We start from the raw sequence: 16,176 nt of genomic DNA on the forward strand, positions 1-16,176 counted from the left end.
GGGTCAATCCCCGATGCCGCGCCGGGCGCCGGGCATTCGGGATCGCCCGGCCGGACGCACGCGGCGGCACGTCCGGTCCATGCACAGGACCGGGCGTGGATGGCCCGATACTGCAACGCCCCTTGCTGCCGCACGGAGATGCCCCCCTGCCCCATCCCGCCGTCCGGGCCGGCACGCCCCCAGGTCCGCCACCGGCGCGCCGTTGTCCATCGTCGCGGCCGGAAGTGGTATGCAAGCCTTCTCCGCGCCCGGCGCCGGCCCGCCTGCGCGACACGCCCAGGAGGATGGCATGACGCTCCCGCATCCCGAACCGGACTTCCACGCATGCAACGCCTGATCCTCGCTCTGCCCGGCAACGAACCCTTCGCCGACCGGCTGGCCGCCGCCTGCGGCGGCGCCCGCGGCCGCATCCAGACCCGCCGCTTTCCCGACGGCGAGAGCTACGTGCGCCTGCTCGACGAGGTCGCCGGGCGCACGGTGGACCTGGTGTGCACCCTGGCGCACCCGGACGGCCAACTGGCCATGCTGCTGTTCGCCGCCGACTGCGCGCGCGAGCTCGGCGCCGCGCAGGTCAACCTGGTCGCGCCGTACCTGGCCTACATGCGCCAGGACGCGCGCTTCCACCCCGGCGAGGCGGTCAGCTCGCGGACCTTCGCGCGGGTGCTGTCGGCGCACTTCGACGCCCTGGTGACCGTGGATCCGCACCTGCACCGCCATCCGGCGCTGGACGCCGTGTACACCATTCCCGCCACCGCCCTGCACGCGGCGCCACTGCTGGCCGACTGGATCGCGGGCAACGTCGCGCGGCCGCTCATCGTCGGTCCGGACGAGGAAAGCGGACAGTGGGCCGGGGCGGTCGCCGCCCGGATCGGCGCGCCCTGCGTGGTGCTGCGCAAGACCCGCCACGGCGACCGCGAGGTGGACATCGCGCCGGCCGACCTGGGCCGCTACCGCGGCCACACCCCGGTGCTGGTGGACGACATCGCCTCCTCCGGGCACACCCTGCTGGCCGCCGGCCGCCTGCTGCGGGAGCAGGGCCTGGAGCGGCCCGAATGCGTCGTGGTCCACGCCCTGGCCGACGCGGACGCCCACGCGGCGCTGTGCCGGGTCTTCACCCGCTTCACCTCCACCGATTCGGTGCCGCACCCGAGCAACCGCATCGGGCTGGCGCCGCTGGTCGCACGGGCGCTGGCCGGCGCCGGGCACGGCCCGGCGACGGAGTGAGGCCGCCGCCTTCGGACATGGCCCGGAGGCCACCGTTCCGCCGCCAGCCGGAGTTGCCCGCCTTGAGCCACGCGACCACGCCGCAAGCCCCCGTCCTGCGCGCCACGCGCCTGCGCCTGCACGCCCAGCACCAGGCGGTGGCGGTGATGCGCACCGACTGCCACATCTGCCGTGCCGAAGGCCTGGCCCCGCGCAGCCAGGTGCTGGTCAGCGCCAACGGCCGCGAGGTCTACGCCCTGCTGTACCAGACCGACGATCCGCGCGCGCCGCTGGACCAGGTGGCGCTGTCCGAGGCGGCCTGGGAGGCGCTGGGCATCGAGGAAGGCGCGCCGGTGCGGGTGCGCCACGCGCCCCTGCCCGCCTCGCTGGGCCACGTGCGCCGGCGCCTGCGCGGGCAGCGCCTGGACGCCGCGGACTTCACCGCCATCGTTGGCGACGCCGTCCGCGGCCGCTATACCGACGTGCAGCTGGCGGCGTTCCTGGCCGCCACCGCGCCCCTGCCGCTGGACGTGCAGGAGATCATCCACCTGACCCGGGCGATGGTGGAGGCGGGCCGGAGGCTGTCCTGGCCCGGCCGCCCGGTGGTGGACAAGCACTGCGTCGGCGGCCTGCCCGGCAACCGCACCACCCCGATCGTGGTGGCCATCGCCGCGGCCAACGGCCTGGTGATGCCCAAGACCTCCTCGCGCGCGATCACCTCGCCGGCCGGCACCGCCGACACCATGGCCACACTCACCCCGGTGGCGCTGGACGCGGACACCCTGCACCGCGTGGTCGAGCGCCACGGCGGCTGCCTGGCCTGGGGCGGGGCCATGCGGCTGTCGCCGGCCGACGATCTGTTCGTGCGCATCGGGCGCGAGCTGGACATCGACACCGAGGGCCAGATGATCGCCTCGATCCTGTCGAAGAAGATCGCCGCCGGCGCCACCCACGTGGTGATCGACATCCCGGTGGGGCCGACCGCCAAGGTGCGCAACCACGACGAGGCCGCGCACCTGGCCGCATGCATGGAACAGGTCGCCGACCACTTCGGGCTGCACCTGCGCTGCCTGTTCACCGACGGCAGCCAGCCGGTCGGGCGCGGCATCGGCCCGGCGCTGGAGGCGCGCGACGTGCTGGCGGTACTGCAGGGCGCGGCCGACGCCCCCCGCCGACCTGCGCGAGCGCGCCACCCTGGTGGCCGGCGCGGTGCTGGAGATCGGCGGCGCCGCCGGGCCCGGCCAGGGTCAGGCCCTGGCCCTGCACACCCTTGAGGACGGTCGCGCCTGGGCGCGTTTCCAGGCCATCTGCCTGGCCCAGGGCGGGCTGTTCACCCCGCCCCGCGCCACGTACGTGGAGACCCTGGCGGCGCCCATCCCCGGCACGGTCACCGTGATCGACAACCGCAGGCTGTCGCGGCTGGCCAAGCTGGCCGGTGCGCCGCAGAGCCCGGCGGCCGGCGTGCGTCTGCAGGTGCGGCTGGGCGATGCGGTGCGCGCCGGGCAGCCGCTGCTGCAGCTGCATGCGCAGAGCCCGGGCGAGCTGGCCTACGCGCTGGACTACTTCCACAGCGCCGGGCCGATCATCACCGTCGCCGGCTGAGGCGCCGGCAACGGCCTCAGGCGTCGAGGGCCTGGCGCACCACCTGCAGCAGTTCGCCGGAGGCGACCAGGCGCACCATCGCTGCGACCTCGCCGTCCAGCGCGCGGTCGCGCTCCAGGAAGGGCACCACCTGGCGGATGTGCGCGTGCGCGGCGGCCACCGCGGCGCCGGGATGGAAGGCCTCGGCCTGGGCCAGCTGCCGGCGCAGGGCCTCGACCTCGTCCATGAACTGCGCATGGAACGGGCTGTCCGGCGCCGGCGCGCCCTGCACCTTGGCCGCCAGGCCGACGGCGTCGGCGCGGCGGGCCAGGGCGCGGGCGGCGTTGATCATGTCGCGGCGCAGGTCCAGTGCCTGGGCCGCGGTGTACAGCTCCAGGGCCAGCACCTTGCCCAGGTCCTCGACCATGGCCAGCACGTGGCGCGCCTCGTTGGCGCCCATGGACACGTGGTCCTCGGCGTTGGCGCTGGTCGGCACCGAGTACACCGAGGCCGGGTGCGCGCGGCTGGCCAGGTCGTTGACAATGGCCGCGGCGGTGTACTGCACGATCATGTGGCCGGACTCGGTGGCATCCTCGTTGCCGATCAGGAAGGCCGGCAGACCGTCGTTGGTGGCCGGGTCCACCAGCTTGTTGAGGCGGCGCTCGCTGATCGAGGCCAGCACCGGGATCGCCGCCTTGACTGCGCTCATCGCCAGGGCCAGCGGCATGCCGTGGAAGTGGCCGGCCGAGATCACCTGCTCCTCGACGTGGGCCGCGCCCTGCCTGTCGGGGAAGACCAGCGGGTTGTCGGTGACGGCGTTGAGCTCGATCTCCAGCACGCGGCGGGCGTGGGCCACCGCGTCGCGCACCGCGCCGTGCACCTGCGGGATGCACCGCAGCGAGTAGCTGTCCTGCGGCTGGTGCTTCTTGCCGCCGCGGAACGGCAGAAAGCGCTGGTAGAAGCGCTCGCGGCCATGGCGCTGGTCGGCCGGCACCCAATCCCAGCCGATGTCGAAGTGCAGCCGGCGGGCCTCGTCGGTGTCCCAGCTGCCCGGCAACCAAGGGCGGAAGCGCGGCACCAGGTGGTAGGGAATGTCGGCCAGGGTCGAGCCGGCCAGCAGGCGGCGCAGGTTGGCCGCCACCTGGACCTGCCCCGGGTGCGGGCGCAGCGCGTGGACCTCCTCGGCGAAGGCGCCCAGGCGGCCGGCGAAGGCGTCGATGGTCATGGCTGCGGCCAGGTCGGCCGTGTCCAGCATCAGCTCCAGGCGGTGCAGCGCCAGCACGCCCATGGCCAGCATCTGCGCGGTGCCGTTGTTCAGCGCCAGGCCTTCCTTGTAGGACAGGGTGACCGGCTCCAGGCCGGCACGGCGCAGCGCCTCGGCGCCGGGCAGGCGCTGCCCCTGGAAGAAGGCCTCGCCGCCGCCGAGCAGGACGATGGCCAGGTGCGAGAGCGGGGCCAGGTCGCCGGAGGCGCCCACCGAGCCCAGCTGCGGCACCACCGGCACGATGCCGGCGTTGAGCATGGCCGCCATCGCCTGCAGGGTCTGCACGCGGATGCCAGAGTGGCCCTTGAGCAGGGTGTTGAGGCGGATGCAGAGCATGGCCCGCACCACTTCCGGGGACATCGGCTCGCCCACGCACACGGCGTGGGTGACGATCAGGTTGCGCTGCAGCTCCTCGTGCAGGGAACGGCCAGACGGCGCCGCGCCCGGCAGTTCGTCGCGCAGCGGGTGCGCGCCCAGCAGCTTGTCCGCGTTGCTGCCGAAGCCGGTGGACACGCCGTAGATCGGCTCCTCGCGCCGCACCTGCTCTGCCAGGAAATCGGCGGCGCGGGCCACGTCACGCAACGCGTCCGGGTCCAGCTCCACCGGTGCGCCGTAGGCGACCGCGACCAGGCGGTCGCGGGTCAGCGAATGCCCGTCCAGGCGAATGGGCTTCATGGGCTCCCCCTCCTCATGTCGCGGGCGCGCTCAGCGCCCGGCCAGCGCCCGTGCCTGTTCCAGCTCCACGCGCAGCGTGTCGGCCAGCTCGTCGCGCGGCACCTCGAACTGCTGCTCGCGCAGCAGGTCCTTGACCGCGACCACGCCGCGCGCCAGCTCGTCCTCGCCGGCCAGGACCACGAAGCGGATCCCGGCACGCGCGGCGTACTGGAACTGCCTGCCCAGCTTGCGCGCCTCCATCTGCACCTCGGCGTTGATGCCGCCTGCGCGCAGGCGCCGGGCGATGTCCAGCACGTCGGCCAGCTGCGCCTCGTCCATCAGCGCCACCATGGCCTGCACGCTGCTCTCGGCGATGCCCTCGATCAGGCCGGCCTCGCGCAGCTGCCAGAACAGCCGGGTCAGGCCGATGGAGATGCCCACGCCGGGCAGCTTCGACTTGGTGTAGTGGCTGGCCAGGTCCTCGTAGCGGCCGCCGGAGCAGATCGAGCCGATCTCCGGGTGGTCCACCAGCTGGGTCTCGTAGACGGTGCCGGTGTAGTAGTCCAGGCCACGGGCGATGGAGAAGTTCAGGCAGTAGGCCGACTCCGGCACGCCCATGGCGCGCACCAGCTCCAGCACCTGGCGCAGCTCCTCCGCGCCCTCGCGCAGCGCCTGGCCGCCGGCCCCGCCGGCCTCGGCCAGCACCTGGTCGATCTTCGCCAGGGCGTCGGCGTGCGAACCGGAGCGCACCTCGACGAAGGCCAGGATCCGCGCCACCGCCTCGGCCGGCAGGTTGAAGTCCGGGCCGGTGAGGGTCTGGCGCACGTACTCGGCGCCGCGCTTGTCCAGCTTGTCCACCTCGCGCAGGACCAGCGCCTGCTGCTGCGGATCGGCCACGCCCAGCGACTCGAAGAACCCGCGCATCAGCTTGCGGTTGTTCAGCTGCACACGGAAGGCGCCGATGCCCAGCTCGGCGAACACCGCGTGGATCACCGCCACCACCTCGGCGTCGTAGCGGATGGACAGGGTGTCCTTGCCGATGACGTCGATGTCGCACTGGTAGAACTCGCGGAAGCGGCCGCGCTGGGCGCGCTCGCCGCGGTACACGCGCTGCATCTGGTAGCGGCGGAACGGGAAGCTCAGCTCGTGCTCGTGCTCGGCCACGTAGCGGGCCAGCGGCACGGTCAGGTCGAAGCGCAGGGCCAGCTCCGGCAGCCCGGCGGAGGCACCGGAGGCGGCGTTGGCCAGCGCGCCGGTGGACTGGACGAAATAGACCTGCCGTTCGGTTTCACCGCCCGACTTGGTCAGCAGCACCTCGGACAGCTCGAAGACGGGGGTTTCCACCGGCAGGAAGCCGAAGCGCTCGTAGTTGCGCCGGATGACGTCGAGCATGCGCTGGAAGGCGATCTGCTCGCGCGGCAGCAGTTCCAGGACGCCAGGTGGGGTACGGGGCCTGATCAACGAAAGACTCCTGCGGGGGAACGCATGGACGGGATGCGGAATTCTACCGCCTCCCGCCCCCCGTCACGGCACGCGGCGCAGCCAACCGGTATGATGTAAGGGTCCTGTCCCGTGTGCCCGCCATGGCCTGGCCTCCGTTCGACAACCCCTGCCTGACCCCTCCCCCCCAGGAGACGGGTCTGCTGGCCCCCTGCGCGCATTGCGAGGTGCGGCACCTGGCCGTGTGCTCGGCGCTGGACCAGGAGGAGGCGCATGCCCTGTACGCGGCCGCCAGCAGCCAACTGCTCGGCCCGGGCGTGGTCCTGGCCCGCCAGGGCGACCCGCGCAAGCACGTCTACACCGTGGTGCGCGGCGCGCTGCGCCTGGTGCGCCTGACCGCCGACGGCCGCCGCCAGGTCGCCGGCTTCGCCCTGCCCGGCGACTTCGTGGGCCTGAGCGGGTCGCCGACCCACCAGCACGACATCGAGACCCTGGGCGAGACCCAGCTGTGCAGCTTCGGCGTGGAGGCCATGCGCCGCCTGGCCGAGCGCTATCCGGCCCTGCAGGCCAAGCTGCTGGAGCGGGCCTGCATCGAGCTGGACTCGGCGCGCGAGCAGATGATGTCGCTGGCGCGCATGAACCCCACCGAACGCCTGGCCGACTTCCTGCTGAAGCTGGCCGCGCGCGAAGCCCGTGCCGGCAACCCTGGGCCGATGGTGGCCCTGCCGATGCCGCGCGCGGACATCGCCGACCACCTGGGCCTGACCGTGGAGACGGTCAGCCGCTGCCTGACCAGCCTGCGCAACCGCGGCCTGATCGCCATGCCGGAGACCTACCGGGTGGAGATCCTCGACTTCGCCGGCCTGGAAGCGCTCAACGGCGGCTGAGCCCGGCGGCCCGGCACCGCCTTTCCCCCACCCCGTCCGCCCGCTCCCGCGGCGCGCATCCGCGCGCCCGCGCCGCCGGACGCGTTCTCCATGCCCCGGAAACGCAGAAAGCAGGCCGAAGCCTGCTCCCTGGTGATTCCGGTGCTGGCGGGGCCGGTCAGCCGGCCACGCCCTCGCCTTCCTCGACAGCCTTGATCGACAGGCGGATACGGCCCTGCTTGTCGACTTCCAGCACCTTGACCTTGACCACGTCGCCTTCCTTGAGCTTGTCGGAGACCTTCTCCACGCGCTCGCTGGAGATCTGCGAGACGTGCACCAGGCCGTCCTTGCCCGGCAGGATGGTCACGAAGGCGCCGAAGTCCATGATCTTGACGATCTTGCCCTCGTAGATCCGGCCCGGTTCGACGTCAGAGGTGATCTGCTCGATGCGCGCCCTGGCGGCCTGGGCCGCGGCGGCGTTGACCGAGGCGATGACCACGGTGCCGTCGTCCTGGATGTCGATCTGGGTGCCGGTTTCCTTGGTGATGCTCTGGATGGTCGCGCCGCCCTTGCCGATCACCTCGCGGATCTTGTCCGGGTGGATCTTGATGGTCAGCAGGCGCGGGGCGTACTCGGACAGCTCGGCGCGCGGGGCGCTGATGGCCTTGGCCATCTCGTCGAGGATGTGCAGGCGGCCGGCCTTGGCCTGCTCCAGCGCCTTGCGCATGATCTCCTCGGTGATGCCCTCGATCTTGATGTCCATCTGCAGGGCGGACACGCCGTCGGCGGTACCGGCGACCTTGAAGTCCATGTCGCCTAGGTGGTCCTCGTCGCCGAGGATGTCGGACAGCACCACGAACTGGTCGCCTTCCTTGACCAGGCCCATGGCGATGCCGGCCACCGGCGCCTTCACCGGCACGCCGGCATCCATCAGCGCCAGCGAGCTGCCGCAGACCGAGGCCATGGACGAGGAACCGTTGGACTCGGTGATCTCCGAGACCACGCGCACGGTGTACGGGAACTCCTCGATGGTCGGCATCACCGCCATCACGCCGCGCTTGGCCAAGCGGCCGTGGCCGATCTCGCGGCGCTTGGGTGCGCCGAAGCGGCCGCACTCGCCCACCGAGTACGGCGGGAAGTTGTAGTGGAACAGGAAGTTCTCGCGGTACTCGCCGGTGACCGCGTCGATGATCTGGCCGTCGCGCGCGGTGCCCAGGGTGGTGACCACGATGGCCTGGGTCTCGCCGCGGGTGAACATGGCCGAGCCGTGGGTGCGCGGCAGCACGCCGGTCTTCACGGTGATCGGGCGGACGGCGTCCAGGGCGCGGCCGTCGATGCGGACCTTGGTGGTCAGCACGGCGTCGCGCATGGTGCGGTATTCGAGCTCGCCGAACTCCTTGTTCAGCTCGGCCGGGTCCCATCCCTCGGCGGCGATGCGGCCGGCCAGCTGCTCGGTGACGTCCTTCTTGATCTCGGCGATGGCGTCGCGGCGCTGCAGCTTGTCGCGGATCTGGAAGGCCTCGGCCAGGCGGTTGCCCACGGCCTCCTTCAGCGCGGCGATCAGGGCCTCGTTCTTCGGCGGCGGCACCCAGTCGCTGGGCTTGACGCCGGCCTCGACGGTCAGCTCGTTGATCGCGTTGATGACCTTCTGCATCTCGCGGTGGCCGAACATCACCGCGCCGAGCATCACTTCCTCGCTCAGCAGCTGGGCCTCGGACTCCACCATCAGCACGGCGTTGGAGGTGCCGGCCACCACCAGCTCGAGCTTGGATTCCTTCAGCTCGCTGGTGGTCGGGTTGAGCAGGTACTGGCCGTCCTTGTAGCCGACCTTGGCGGCGCCGATCGGGCCCTTGAACGGGGTGCCGGCCAGGGCCAGGGCGGCGGAGGCGCCGATCATGGCCGGGATGTCGCCGTCGATCTCCGGATCGAGCGACATCACCGTGGCGATGATCTGGACCTCGTTCTTGTAGTCCTCCGGGAACAGCGGCCGGATCGGGCGGTCGATCAGGCGGGAAATCAGCGTTTCCTTCTCGGTCGGGCGGCCCTCGCGCTTGAAGAAACCGCCGGGGATGCGGCCGCCGGCGTAGAACTTCTCCTGGTAGTCCACGGTGAGCGGGAAGAAGTCCTGGCCCTCGCGCGCGGTCTTGGCGGCCACGCAGGTGACCAGCAGTACGGTGTCGTCCATCTTGACGATCACCGCGCCGCTGGCCTGGCGGGCGACCTCGCCCGTTTCCAGCGTTACGGTGTGCTTGCCGTACTGGAAGGTTTTGGTGATTTTTGCCACGTTGGTTCCTTAGGATACTGCTGCTAGCTTGTTGACCGGATGCGGCCCCTGCCGCATTCGGGTGGCCGGGGTTCCGGCCAGTGGCAGATGTTGCGCCCCGGACACGCCCCCGTGGATGCGCGGGTCGCGGGGTCGGGCGCTGCCGCCGCCCGAAATGCAAACCGCGGCGCATTTCTGCGCCGCGGCGGGGTCTTGCATCAACGACGCAGGCCGAGCTTCTCGATCAGGCCCTTGTAGCGCTCGCTGTCCTTGCGCTTCAGGTAGTCCAGCAGGCTGCGGCGGCGGTTGACCAGCTGCAGCAGACCGCGGCGGCTGTGGTGGTCCTTCTTGTGGACCTTGAAGTGCTCGGTCAGCTGCTCGATGCGCGCGGTCAGCAGGGCGATCTGGACCTCCGGCGAACCGGTGTCGTTGGCGCTGCGCTGGTTTTCCTGGATGATCTTCTGGGTATCGATGGACATGTGCGTTCTCTCGTCGCGAGGCCGGCAGGAACGCATCGATGCGCACCGCCCGACCCGCCGTGGTGGATGCCCGCCCGTGGGCGGAAGGTGATGCCTTGGGAAAAAGGCGCGGGAATTGTACCTGCCGGGGGCGGCCCCAACAAGGCAAACCCGGCGGCCGGACAGACGGCGCTCAGGCCGCGCCCGCCCCGCCGGTCCTGAACAGCCGCTGCGGCGCCAGCCGCCCGCCGGCCTCGACCCGGCCCAGGCCCAGTGGCACCCCGCCGGGGCCGAACACCGCGGCCGGATCGGCCGGCGGCCACGGGCCGCGCAGGCGCTGGCCCTGGGCGAAGCGCGTGGCCTCGGCCGCGCCCAGCTCCACCCGGGGGAAGCCGCGCAGGCCCTCGGCCAGCGGCAGCAGCCGGGCCTCCAGCGCGGCCTCGTCGCCTTCCAGCGCCTGCAGCTCCTCCAGCGTATGCATGCGCGGCTGCCTGAACGGGTCCACCCACAGCCGGCGCAGGCTGGCGATGTGGGCGCCGCAGCCCAGGGCCTCGCCCAGATCGCGGGCCAGGCTGCGGATGTAGGTGCCCGAGCCGCAGGCCACGCGCAGGCGCAGGAAGGCCGGTTGCAGCTCCAGCAGCTCGATGGCGTGGATCACCACCTCGCGCACCGGCGCCTCGATGGCCTCGCCGCGGCGCGCGCGCGCGTACAGCGGCTCGCCGCCCTGCTTGAGCGCCGAGTACACCGGGGCGCGCTGCCGCTGCAGACCGGTGAAGCCGGCCAGCACCGCCTCCACGGCGGCGCGGTCCAGTGGCGGCACCGGGCGCCGGCGCAGCACCTGCCCGTCGGCGTCGTCGGGGTCGGTGGTCGCGCCCAGGGCGATGCCGGCCTCGTAGGCCTTGTCCGAGCCCAGCAGCAGGCCAGCGATCTTGGTCGCTTCGCCGAAGCAGACCGGCAGCAGGCCGGTGGCCAGCGGGTCCAGGCTGCCGGTGTGGCCGCCCTTCTCCGCCCGGTACAGGCGGCGCACCGCCTGCAGGGCGGCGTTGGAACTCATGCCCGCCGGCTTGTCCAGCAGCAGGATGCCGTCCAGCGGGCGGTAGCGGGTCTTGGCTCGGGTCATGGGTCGGGAGTGGGCGCGGCCCGGCCGACGGCGGCCGGGCGCGGCATGGGCCACGCACCCGCCGGCGCCGGCGGGCCGGCGCGGTCAGTCGTCCGAGCCGGACGGGCGGGTGCCGCGCAGCAGCGCCTCGATGCGCTCGCCGCGGTCCACCGAGTCGTCGTAGTGGAAGTGCAGCTCCGGCACGTGGCGCATGCGGATCCGCCGGCCCAGCTCCATGCGCAGCTCGCGCGCCATCCCGCGCAGCGCGGCCACCGCCTCGGCCGAACGGTCGGGCAGCAGCGCGGTCACGAAGACCTTGGCGTGGGCCAGGTCACGGGTCACTTCCACGTCGGACACGCTGACCGACGGCAGGCCATGCTCACGCACGGCCTCATGGACCAGCACGCCCAGCTCCCGGCGGAGCTGGGCGGAAACGCGATCGGTGCGGTGGAACGACCTGGCTGGCATGGCTTACAGCGTCCGCTGGACCTCGATGCGCTCGTAGCACTCGATCTGGTCGCCCGGCTTGACGTCGTTGTACTCCTTCACGCCGATGCCGCACTCCATGCCCGAGCGGACCTCGTCCACGTTCTCCTTGAACCGGCGCAGCGACTCCAGCTCGCCCTCGAAGATGACCGTGTTGTCGCGCAGCACGCGGATCGGCTTGCTGCGCTTGACCACGCCCTCGACGACCATGCAGCCGGCCACGGCGCCGAACTTGGAGCTGCGGAACACCTCGCGCACCTCGGCGATGCCGATGATCTCCTCGCGGATCTCCTTGCCCAGCAGGCCGGAGGCCACCTGCTTCACCTGGTCGATCACGTCGTAGATGATCGAGAAGTAGCGCAGGTCCACGCCGTTGGCCTCGATGATCCTGCGCGCCGAGGCGTCGGCACGGACGTTGAAGCCGATGATCGTGGCCTTGGTGGTGACCGCGACGTTGGCGTCGGACTCGGTGATGCCGCCCACGCCGGAGCTGATCACGTTGATCCGGATCAGGTCGTTGGACAGCGCGGTCAGCGACTGCTTCAGCGCCTCCACCGAGCCCTGGACGTCGGCCTTGACGACCAGGTTGAGGACCTGCTGGCCCTCGCCCTGGCCCATCTGGGCCATGATGTCCTCCATGCGGTTGCCGGCCTGCTTGACCAGGCGCGACTCGCGGCGCTTGGCCTCGCGCTGCTGCGCCACGTCCTTGGCCAGGCGCTCGTCCTTGACCACGACGAAGTCGTCGCCGGCATCGGGCACGCCGGACAGGCCCAGCACCTGGACCGGGATCGAGGGGCCGGCGCTCTCCGGCTGGCCGCCGGTCTCGTCGAACAGGGCGCGGACGCGGCCGTACTGCACGCCGCAGACCATGTAGTCGCCCTTGCGCAGACGGCCCTCCTGCACCAGCACCGTGGCCACCGGACCGCGGCCCTTGTCCAGCGAGGACTCGATGACGGTGCCGCGGGCGCGGCCCTCGGCCACGGCCTTCAGCTCCAGCAGCTCGGCCTGCAGGATGATGGCGTCCAGCAGGTCGTCGATGCCCTGGCCGGTCTTGGCGGAGATGGCCACCATCTGGGTGTCGCCGCCGAACTCCTCGGCCACGACCTCCTCGGCCAGCAGCTCGTTCTTCACGCGCAGCGGGTCGGCGTCGGACTTGTCGATCTTGTTGATGGCCACGATGATCGGCACGCCGGCAGCCTTGGCGTGCTGGATGGCCTCCTTGGTCTGCGGCATGACGCCGTCGTCCGCGGCCACGACCAGCACCACGATGTCGGTCAGCTTGGCGCCGCGCGCGCGCATCGAGGTGAAGGCGGCGTGGCCCGGGGTGTCCAGGAAGCTGATCACGCCCTTGGGCGTCTCGACGTGGTAGGCGCCGATGTGCTGGGTGATGCCGCCGGCCTCGGCCGAGGCGACCTTGGTGCGGCGGATGTAGTCCAGCAGCGAGGTCTTGCCGTGGTCCACGTGGCCCATGATGGTGACCACCGGCGGACGGGGCACCGGCTCGCCCTGCACCTGCTCCAGGCTGGCCAGCAGCTCGCTCTCGGCGTCGTCGGTCTCGGCGCGCACGGCCTTGTGGCCCAGCTCCTCGGTGACCAGGACCGCGGTGTCGTGGTCGATGGTCTGGTTGATGGTGGCCATGACGCCCATCTTGAACAGCGCCTTGACCACGTCGCTGCCCTTCATGGCCAGCTTCTGCGCCAGGTCGGCCACGGTGATCGAGTCGCCGATGGCGACCTCGCGCACGACCGGCGCGGTCGGGCGCTCGAAACCGCCCACGCCGGACCCGCGCGACTCCTGGCGGCGCGGCTTGGGCCTGCCGCCCGGGCGGGTGCTGGAACGGCGCGCGCGCTCGGCCGCCGACAGATGCAGCTGGCCGGCGAAGCGGCTGGTGGTGTCGTCGTCGTCCAGGCCGGCGACCATGACGTTGGAGCCGCGCTTGGGCTTGGAACCGCGGCCGTCGTCGCGCTCGGGCGCGGCGCGGTGCGGCGGCGCCGGGCGCGGCGCCGGGCGCGCGGCCTGGGCGGGCTTCTCCTGCCCGTCCGCCGGGGCGGCGGCAGCGGCCTTGGCGCGCTCCTCCTCCTCGGCCTTGCGGCGGGCCTCCTCCTCGGCCCTGCGGCGGGCTTCCTCTTCCTCGCGGCGCTTGCGCTCAGCCTCCTCGGCGCGCTGGCGGTCCAGCTCGGCCAGGCGCTGCTGCTCGGCGAGGTTGCGCTGGCGCGACTCCTCGAGCTTGCGCAGGGCCTCCAGGCGCTCGGCCTCCAGCGGGTCGATCGCGTCGCCGGGCCTGGAGGCCGCGACCGCGTCGGGCTTCACGTAGGTCCGCTTCTGCCGCACCTCGACGGCCACCGTGGTCTTGCTGCGACCACCGCCGACGGTCAGTTCCTGCACCTTGCGCCGGGCCAGCGTGATCTTCTTGGGCACGGCCACCTCCTCGGCCGAGGAGTCCTTGCCATGCATGCGGCGCAGGAAGCCGAGCAGCTTGATCTTCTCGGCACTGGTCACGACCTGGTCGGGGCCGCTGAAGGGCATGCCGGCCTCGGCCAGCTGCTCCAGCAGCTTCTCGACCGGGGTGTTGACCAGCTCGGCGAGCTTGCGAATGGTGGTTTGCTGCGACATTCGGATCCTATGCTCTGTTTGGCGCCTCCCCGCCAACAGCAAGGGAGTCGCGGATTCTAAGCCCTGAGCGGGTCAGGGCGGCGTTCATCGCCGGCTCATGCGCCGCGCTCCAGACGGGCGATCTCCTCGGCACGCGCGGCCAGGATCAGGGCGCCGGCGCGCTCCTCGTCCAGCCCCTCGATGCCAAGCTCGACCAGCTCGTCGACGGCCAGGTCCGACAGGTCCTCGGCCGTGCGCACGCCCTTGGCGGCCAGGGCGTAGGCGGTGGCCTCGTCCATGCCCTCCAGGGCCAGCAGGTCCTCGGCCGGGGCGTTCTCGTCCAGCTGCTCCTCGGCGGCCAGGGCCTCGTTCAGCAGGGCGTCGCGGGCGCGGGCGCGCAGCTCCTCGACGATGTCCTCGTCGAAGCCCTCGATGGCCAGCAGCTCGCCCACCGGCACGTAGGCGATCTCCTCGACGGTGCTGAAGCCCTCGCTGACCAGGATGGCGGCGATCTCCTCGTCCACCTCCAGCTTGTCCATGAACAGCTGGCGGGCGGCGGCCTGCTCGGCCTCGCTCTTGGCCTGGACCTGCTCGGCGGTCATCACGTTGAGCTGCCAGCCGGTCAGGCGGCTGGCCAGGCGCACGTTCTGGCCGCCCTTGCCGATGGCCTGGGCCAGGCGGTCCTCGGCCACGGCCAGGTCCATCGAGTGCTTCTCCTCGTCCACGATGATGGACTGCACCTCGGCCGGCGCCATCGCGTTGATGACGAAGCTGGCCGGGTTCTCGTCCCACAGCACGATGTCCACGCGCTCGCCGTTGAGCTCGTTGGACACGGCCTGCACGCGCGAGCCGCGCATGCCGATGCACGCGCCGATCGGGTCGGTGCGGTTGTCGTGGGCGACCACGGCGATCTTGGCGCGGTCGCCCGGGTCTCGGGCGCAGGCCTTGATCTCGACCAGGCCCTGGCCGACCTCCGGCACCTCGAGCTTGAACAGCTCGATCATGAACTCCGGCGCGGTGCGGCTGATGAACAGCTGCGGGCCGCGGGGCTCGCTGCGCACGTCGTACAGGTAGCCGCGCACGCGGTCGCCGGCACGCAGCACGTCGCGCGGGATGGACTTGTCCTTGGGGATGAAGCCCTCGGCGTTGCCGCCCAGGTCCACGTAGACGTTGCCGCGCTCCACGCGCTTGACCACGCCGGTGACCAGCTCGCCGACCCGGTGCTTCCACGCGTCCACCACCTGCTGGCGCTCGGCCTCGCGCACGCGCTGGACGATCACCTGCTTGGCGGCCTGGGCGGCGATGCGGCCGAACTCGGGGTTCTCGATCTGCTCCTCGATGTAGTCGCCGACCTCGACGCCCTCGACCTCCTCGATGGCGTCCATCAGGCGGATCTGGCGGTCCGGGGACTCCATCACCGCGTCGTCGGCCACCACCTCCCAGCGGCGGAAGGTCTCGTAGCTGCCGTCCTTGCGGTTGATGGACACGCGGGTCAGCACGTCCTGGTCGACGTAGCGCTTCTTGGCCGCCGAGGCCAGCGCGGCCTCCAGCGCCTCGAAGATGACCTCGCGCGGGACGCCCTTCTCGTTGGCGACCGCGTCCACAACCAGCAGAAGTTCCTTGCTCATCTGTGTTAACTCCGCGTGCGGCACCCCGGCCGCCGGCTTGTTGGAGGGTTTACTTGCCAGTCCTGCCCCTGCCGGGAGCGGCGCCCCGCCCCTTCTGGGACGGGTTCCTGCCCGGCGCCAGGCCCAGCGCGGCCCAGTCGGGTACCAGGCGCGCCCGGTCGATGTTGTCGGCCGCCACCGGGAACTCGTTGCCGTCCAGCTCGAACACCACGGTCTGCCCCTCGACGCGCAGGATACGACCCTGCAGGCGCCGGCGTCCCTCCTGGGGCAGTTTCAGGCCGACCTTGGCCTCCTGGCCCTGGAAGCGTGCGAAGTGCTCCAGCGTGAACAGGGGGCGGTCCAGGCCCGGCGAGGACACCTCGAGGGTGTAGTTGCCCGGGATCGGATCGGCCACGTCCAGCTGGGCCGAGACCTCGCGGCTGACCGTCTCGCAATCGTCGATGGTCACCGTGCGCGGCTCCCCCTCCCCGCCTTCGCCGCCTGCCGGCACGTCGATGTACAGGCGCAGCGTGGCGTTGCCCGGGGCCGGCAGGTACTCGATGCCGAGCAGGTCCAGCCCCAGCGACTCGACGGTCGGACGCAGGAGTTCGGCGATTTCGCTGGTCTTCTCGCTCATGGCGGCTAGGGCTGCTGTTGGAACGT

At 71.8% G+C, this 16,176-nt stretch carries 12 protein-coding genes and 1 pseudogene; 4 read left to right on the forward strand and 9 right to left on the reverse strand.

What is annotated here, in order from left to right; all coding sequences use genetic code 11:
* The first annotated feature begins 324 nt into the window (after positions 1-324).
* The 3 genes from CR938_RS06980 (at position 325) to CR938_RS14590 (ending at position 2,805) form a co-directional block, all read left to right on the forward strand.
* Positions 325-1,224, forward strand: a complete 900-nt coding sequence (locus CR938_RS06980; RefSeq protein ID WP_162124315.1) for a ribose-phosphate pyrophosphokinase — start codon at positions 325-327, stop codon at positions 1,222-1,224.
* A 62-nt stretch (positions 1,225-1,286) separates the two neighbouring features.
* Positions 1,287-2,477, forward strand: a complete 1,191-nt coding sequence (locus tag CR938_RS06985) for a thymidine phosphorylase (RefSeq protein WP_246191001.1) — start codon at positions 1,287-1,289, stop codon at positions 2,475-2,477.
* The gene (locus CR938_RS14590) at positions 2,413-2,805 is read left to right on the forward strand and encodes a hypothetical protein (protein ID WP_246191002.1); all 393 of its coding nucleotides are present in this window, start codon (positions 2,413-2,415) and stop codon (positions 2,803-2,805) included. The genes CR938_RS06985 and CR938_RS14590 overlap by 65 nt, the downstream gene beginning before the upstream one ends.
* Positions 2,806-2,821: 16 nt before the next feature.
* Here CR938_RS14590 and CR938_RS06990 read toward each other — a convergent pair whose 3' ends face one another.
* Both CR938_RS06990 and hisS read right to left on the reverse strand, forming a co-directional pair.
* Positions 2,822-4,723 (reverse strand): HAL/PAL/TAL family ammonia-lyase, encoded by a 1,902-nt coding sequence (locus tag CR938_RS06990; protein WP_162124316.1) that lies wholly within the window; start codon positions 4,721-4,723, stop codon positions 2,822-2,824.
* A 30-nt stretch (positions 4,724-4,753) separates the two neighbouring features.
* Positions 4,754-6,163 carry a histidine--tRNA ligase gene (gene hisS / locus CR938_RS06995; RefSeq protein ID WP_162124317.1) on the reverse strand — a complete coding sequence of 470 codons (1,410 nt, stop codon included), beginning with the start codon at positions 6,161-6,163 and terminating at the stop codon, positions 4,754-4,756.
* Between the two features lie 122 nt (positions 6,164-6,285).
* On the opposite strand from hisS, the gene CR938_RS07000 reads away from it, so the two are divergent.
* Positions 6,286-7,029: a Crp/Fnr family transcriptional regulator gene (locus CR938_RS07000; RefSeq protein ID WP_162124318.1), complete on the forward strand. Its 744-nt coding sequence runs from the start codon at positions 6,286-6,288 to the stop codon at positions 7,027-7,029.
* A 157-nt stretch (positions 7,030-7,186) separates the two neighbouring features.
* On the opposite strand, the gene pnp is transcribed toward CR938_RS07000, so the two are convergent.
* The 7 genes and pseudogenes from pnp to rimP all read right to left on the reverse strand — a co-directional run.
* Positions 7,187-9,292: a polyribonucleotide nucleotidyltransferase gene (pnp, locus tag CR938_RS07005; protein ID WP_162124319.1), complete on the reverse strand. Its 2,106-nt coding sequence runs from the start codon at positions 9,290-9,292 to the stop codon at positions 7,187-7,189.
* A 197-nt stretch (positions 9,293-9,489) separates the two neighbouring features.
* A complete protein-coding gene (rpsO, locus tag CR938_RS07010) occupies positions 9,490-9,750 on the reverse strand; it encodes a 30S ribosomal protein S15 (protein ID WP_162124320.1) in 261 nt (86 codons plus the stop codon).
* Positions 9,751-9,922: 172 nt separating this feature from the next.
* Positions 9,923-10,849 (reverse strand): tRNA pseudouridine(55) synthase TruB, encoded by a 927-nt coding sequence (truB, locus tag CR938_RS07015; RefSeq protein ID WP_162124321.1) that lies wholly within the window; start codon positions 10,847-10,849, stop codon positions 9,923-9,925.
* 84 nt (positions 10,850-10,933) lie between these two features.
* Complete coding sequence (rbfA, locus tag CR938_RS07020; RefSeq protein WP_162124322.1) at positions 10,934-11,296, reverse strand: 30S ribosome-binding factor RbfA; 363 nt, start codon at positions 11,294-11,296, stop codon at positions 10,934-10,936.
* Positions 11,297-11,299: 3 nt separating this feature from the next.
* Positions 11,300-13,927 (reverse strand): translation initiation factor IF-2, encoded by a 2,628-nt coding sequence (gene infB / locus CR938_RS07025; RefSeq protein WP_162124323.1) that lies wholly within the window; start codon positions 13,925-13,927, stop codon positions 11,300-11,302.
* A gap of 95 nt (positions 13,928-14,022) precedes the next feature.
* Positions 14,023-15,534 (reverse strand): transcription termination factor NusA, encoded by a 1,512-nt coding sequence (gene nusA, locus CR938_RS07030; protein WP_162124324.1) that lies wholly within the window; start codon positions 15,532-15,534, stop codon positions 14,023-14,025.
* A 9-nt stretch (positions 15,535-15,543) separates the two neighbouring features.
* Positions 15,544-16,150: pseudogene (rimP, locus tag CR938_RS07035) on the reverse strand (ribosome maturation factor RimP); the annotation flags it as partial.
* Between the last annotated feature and the right edge of the window lie 26 nt (positions 16,151-16,176).

This window comes from Pseudoxanthomonas taiwanensis, assembly GCF_010093135.1.
Lineage (GTDB): Bacteria > Pseudomonadota > Gammaproteobacteria > Xanthomonadales > Xanthomonadaceae > Pseudoxanthomonas > Pseudoxanthomonas taiwanensis.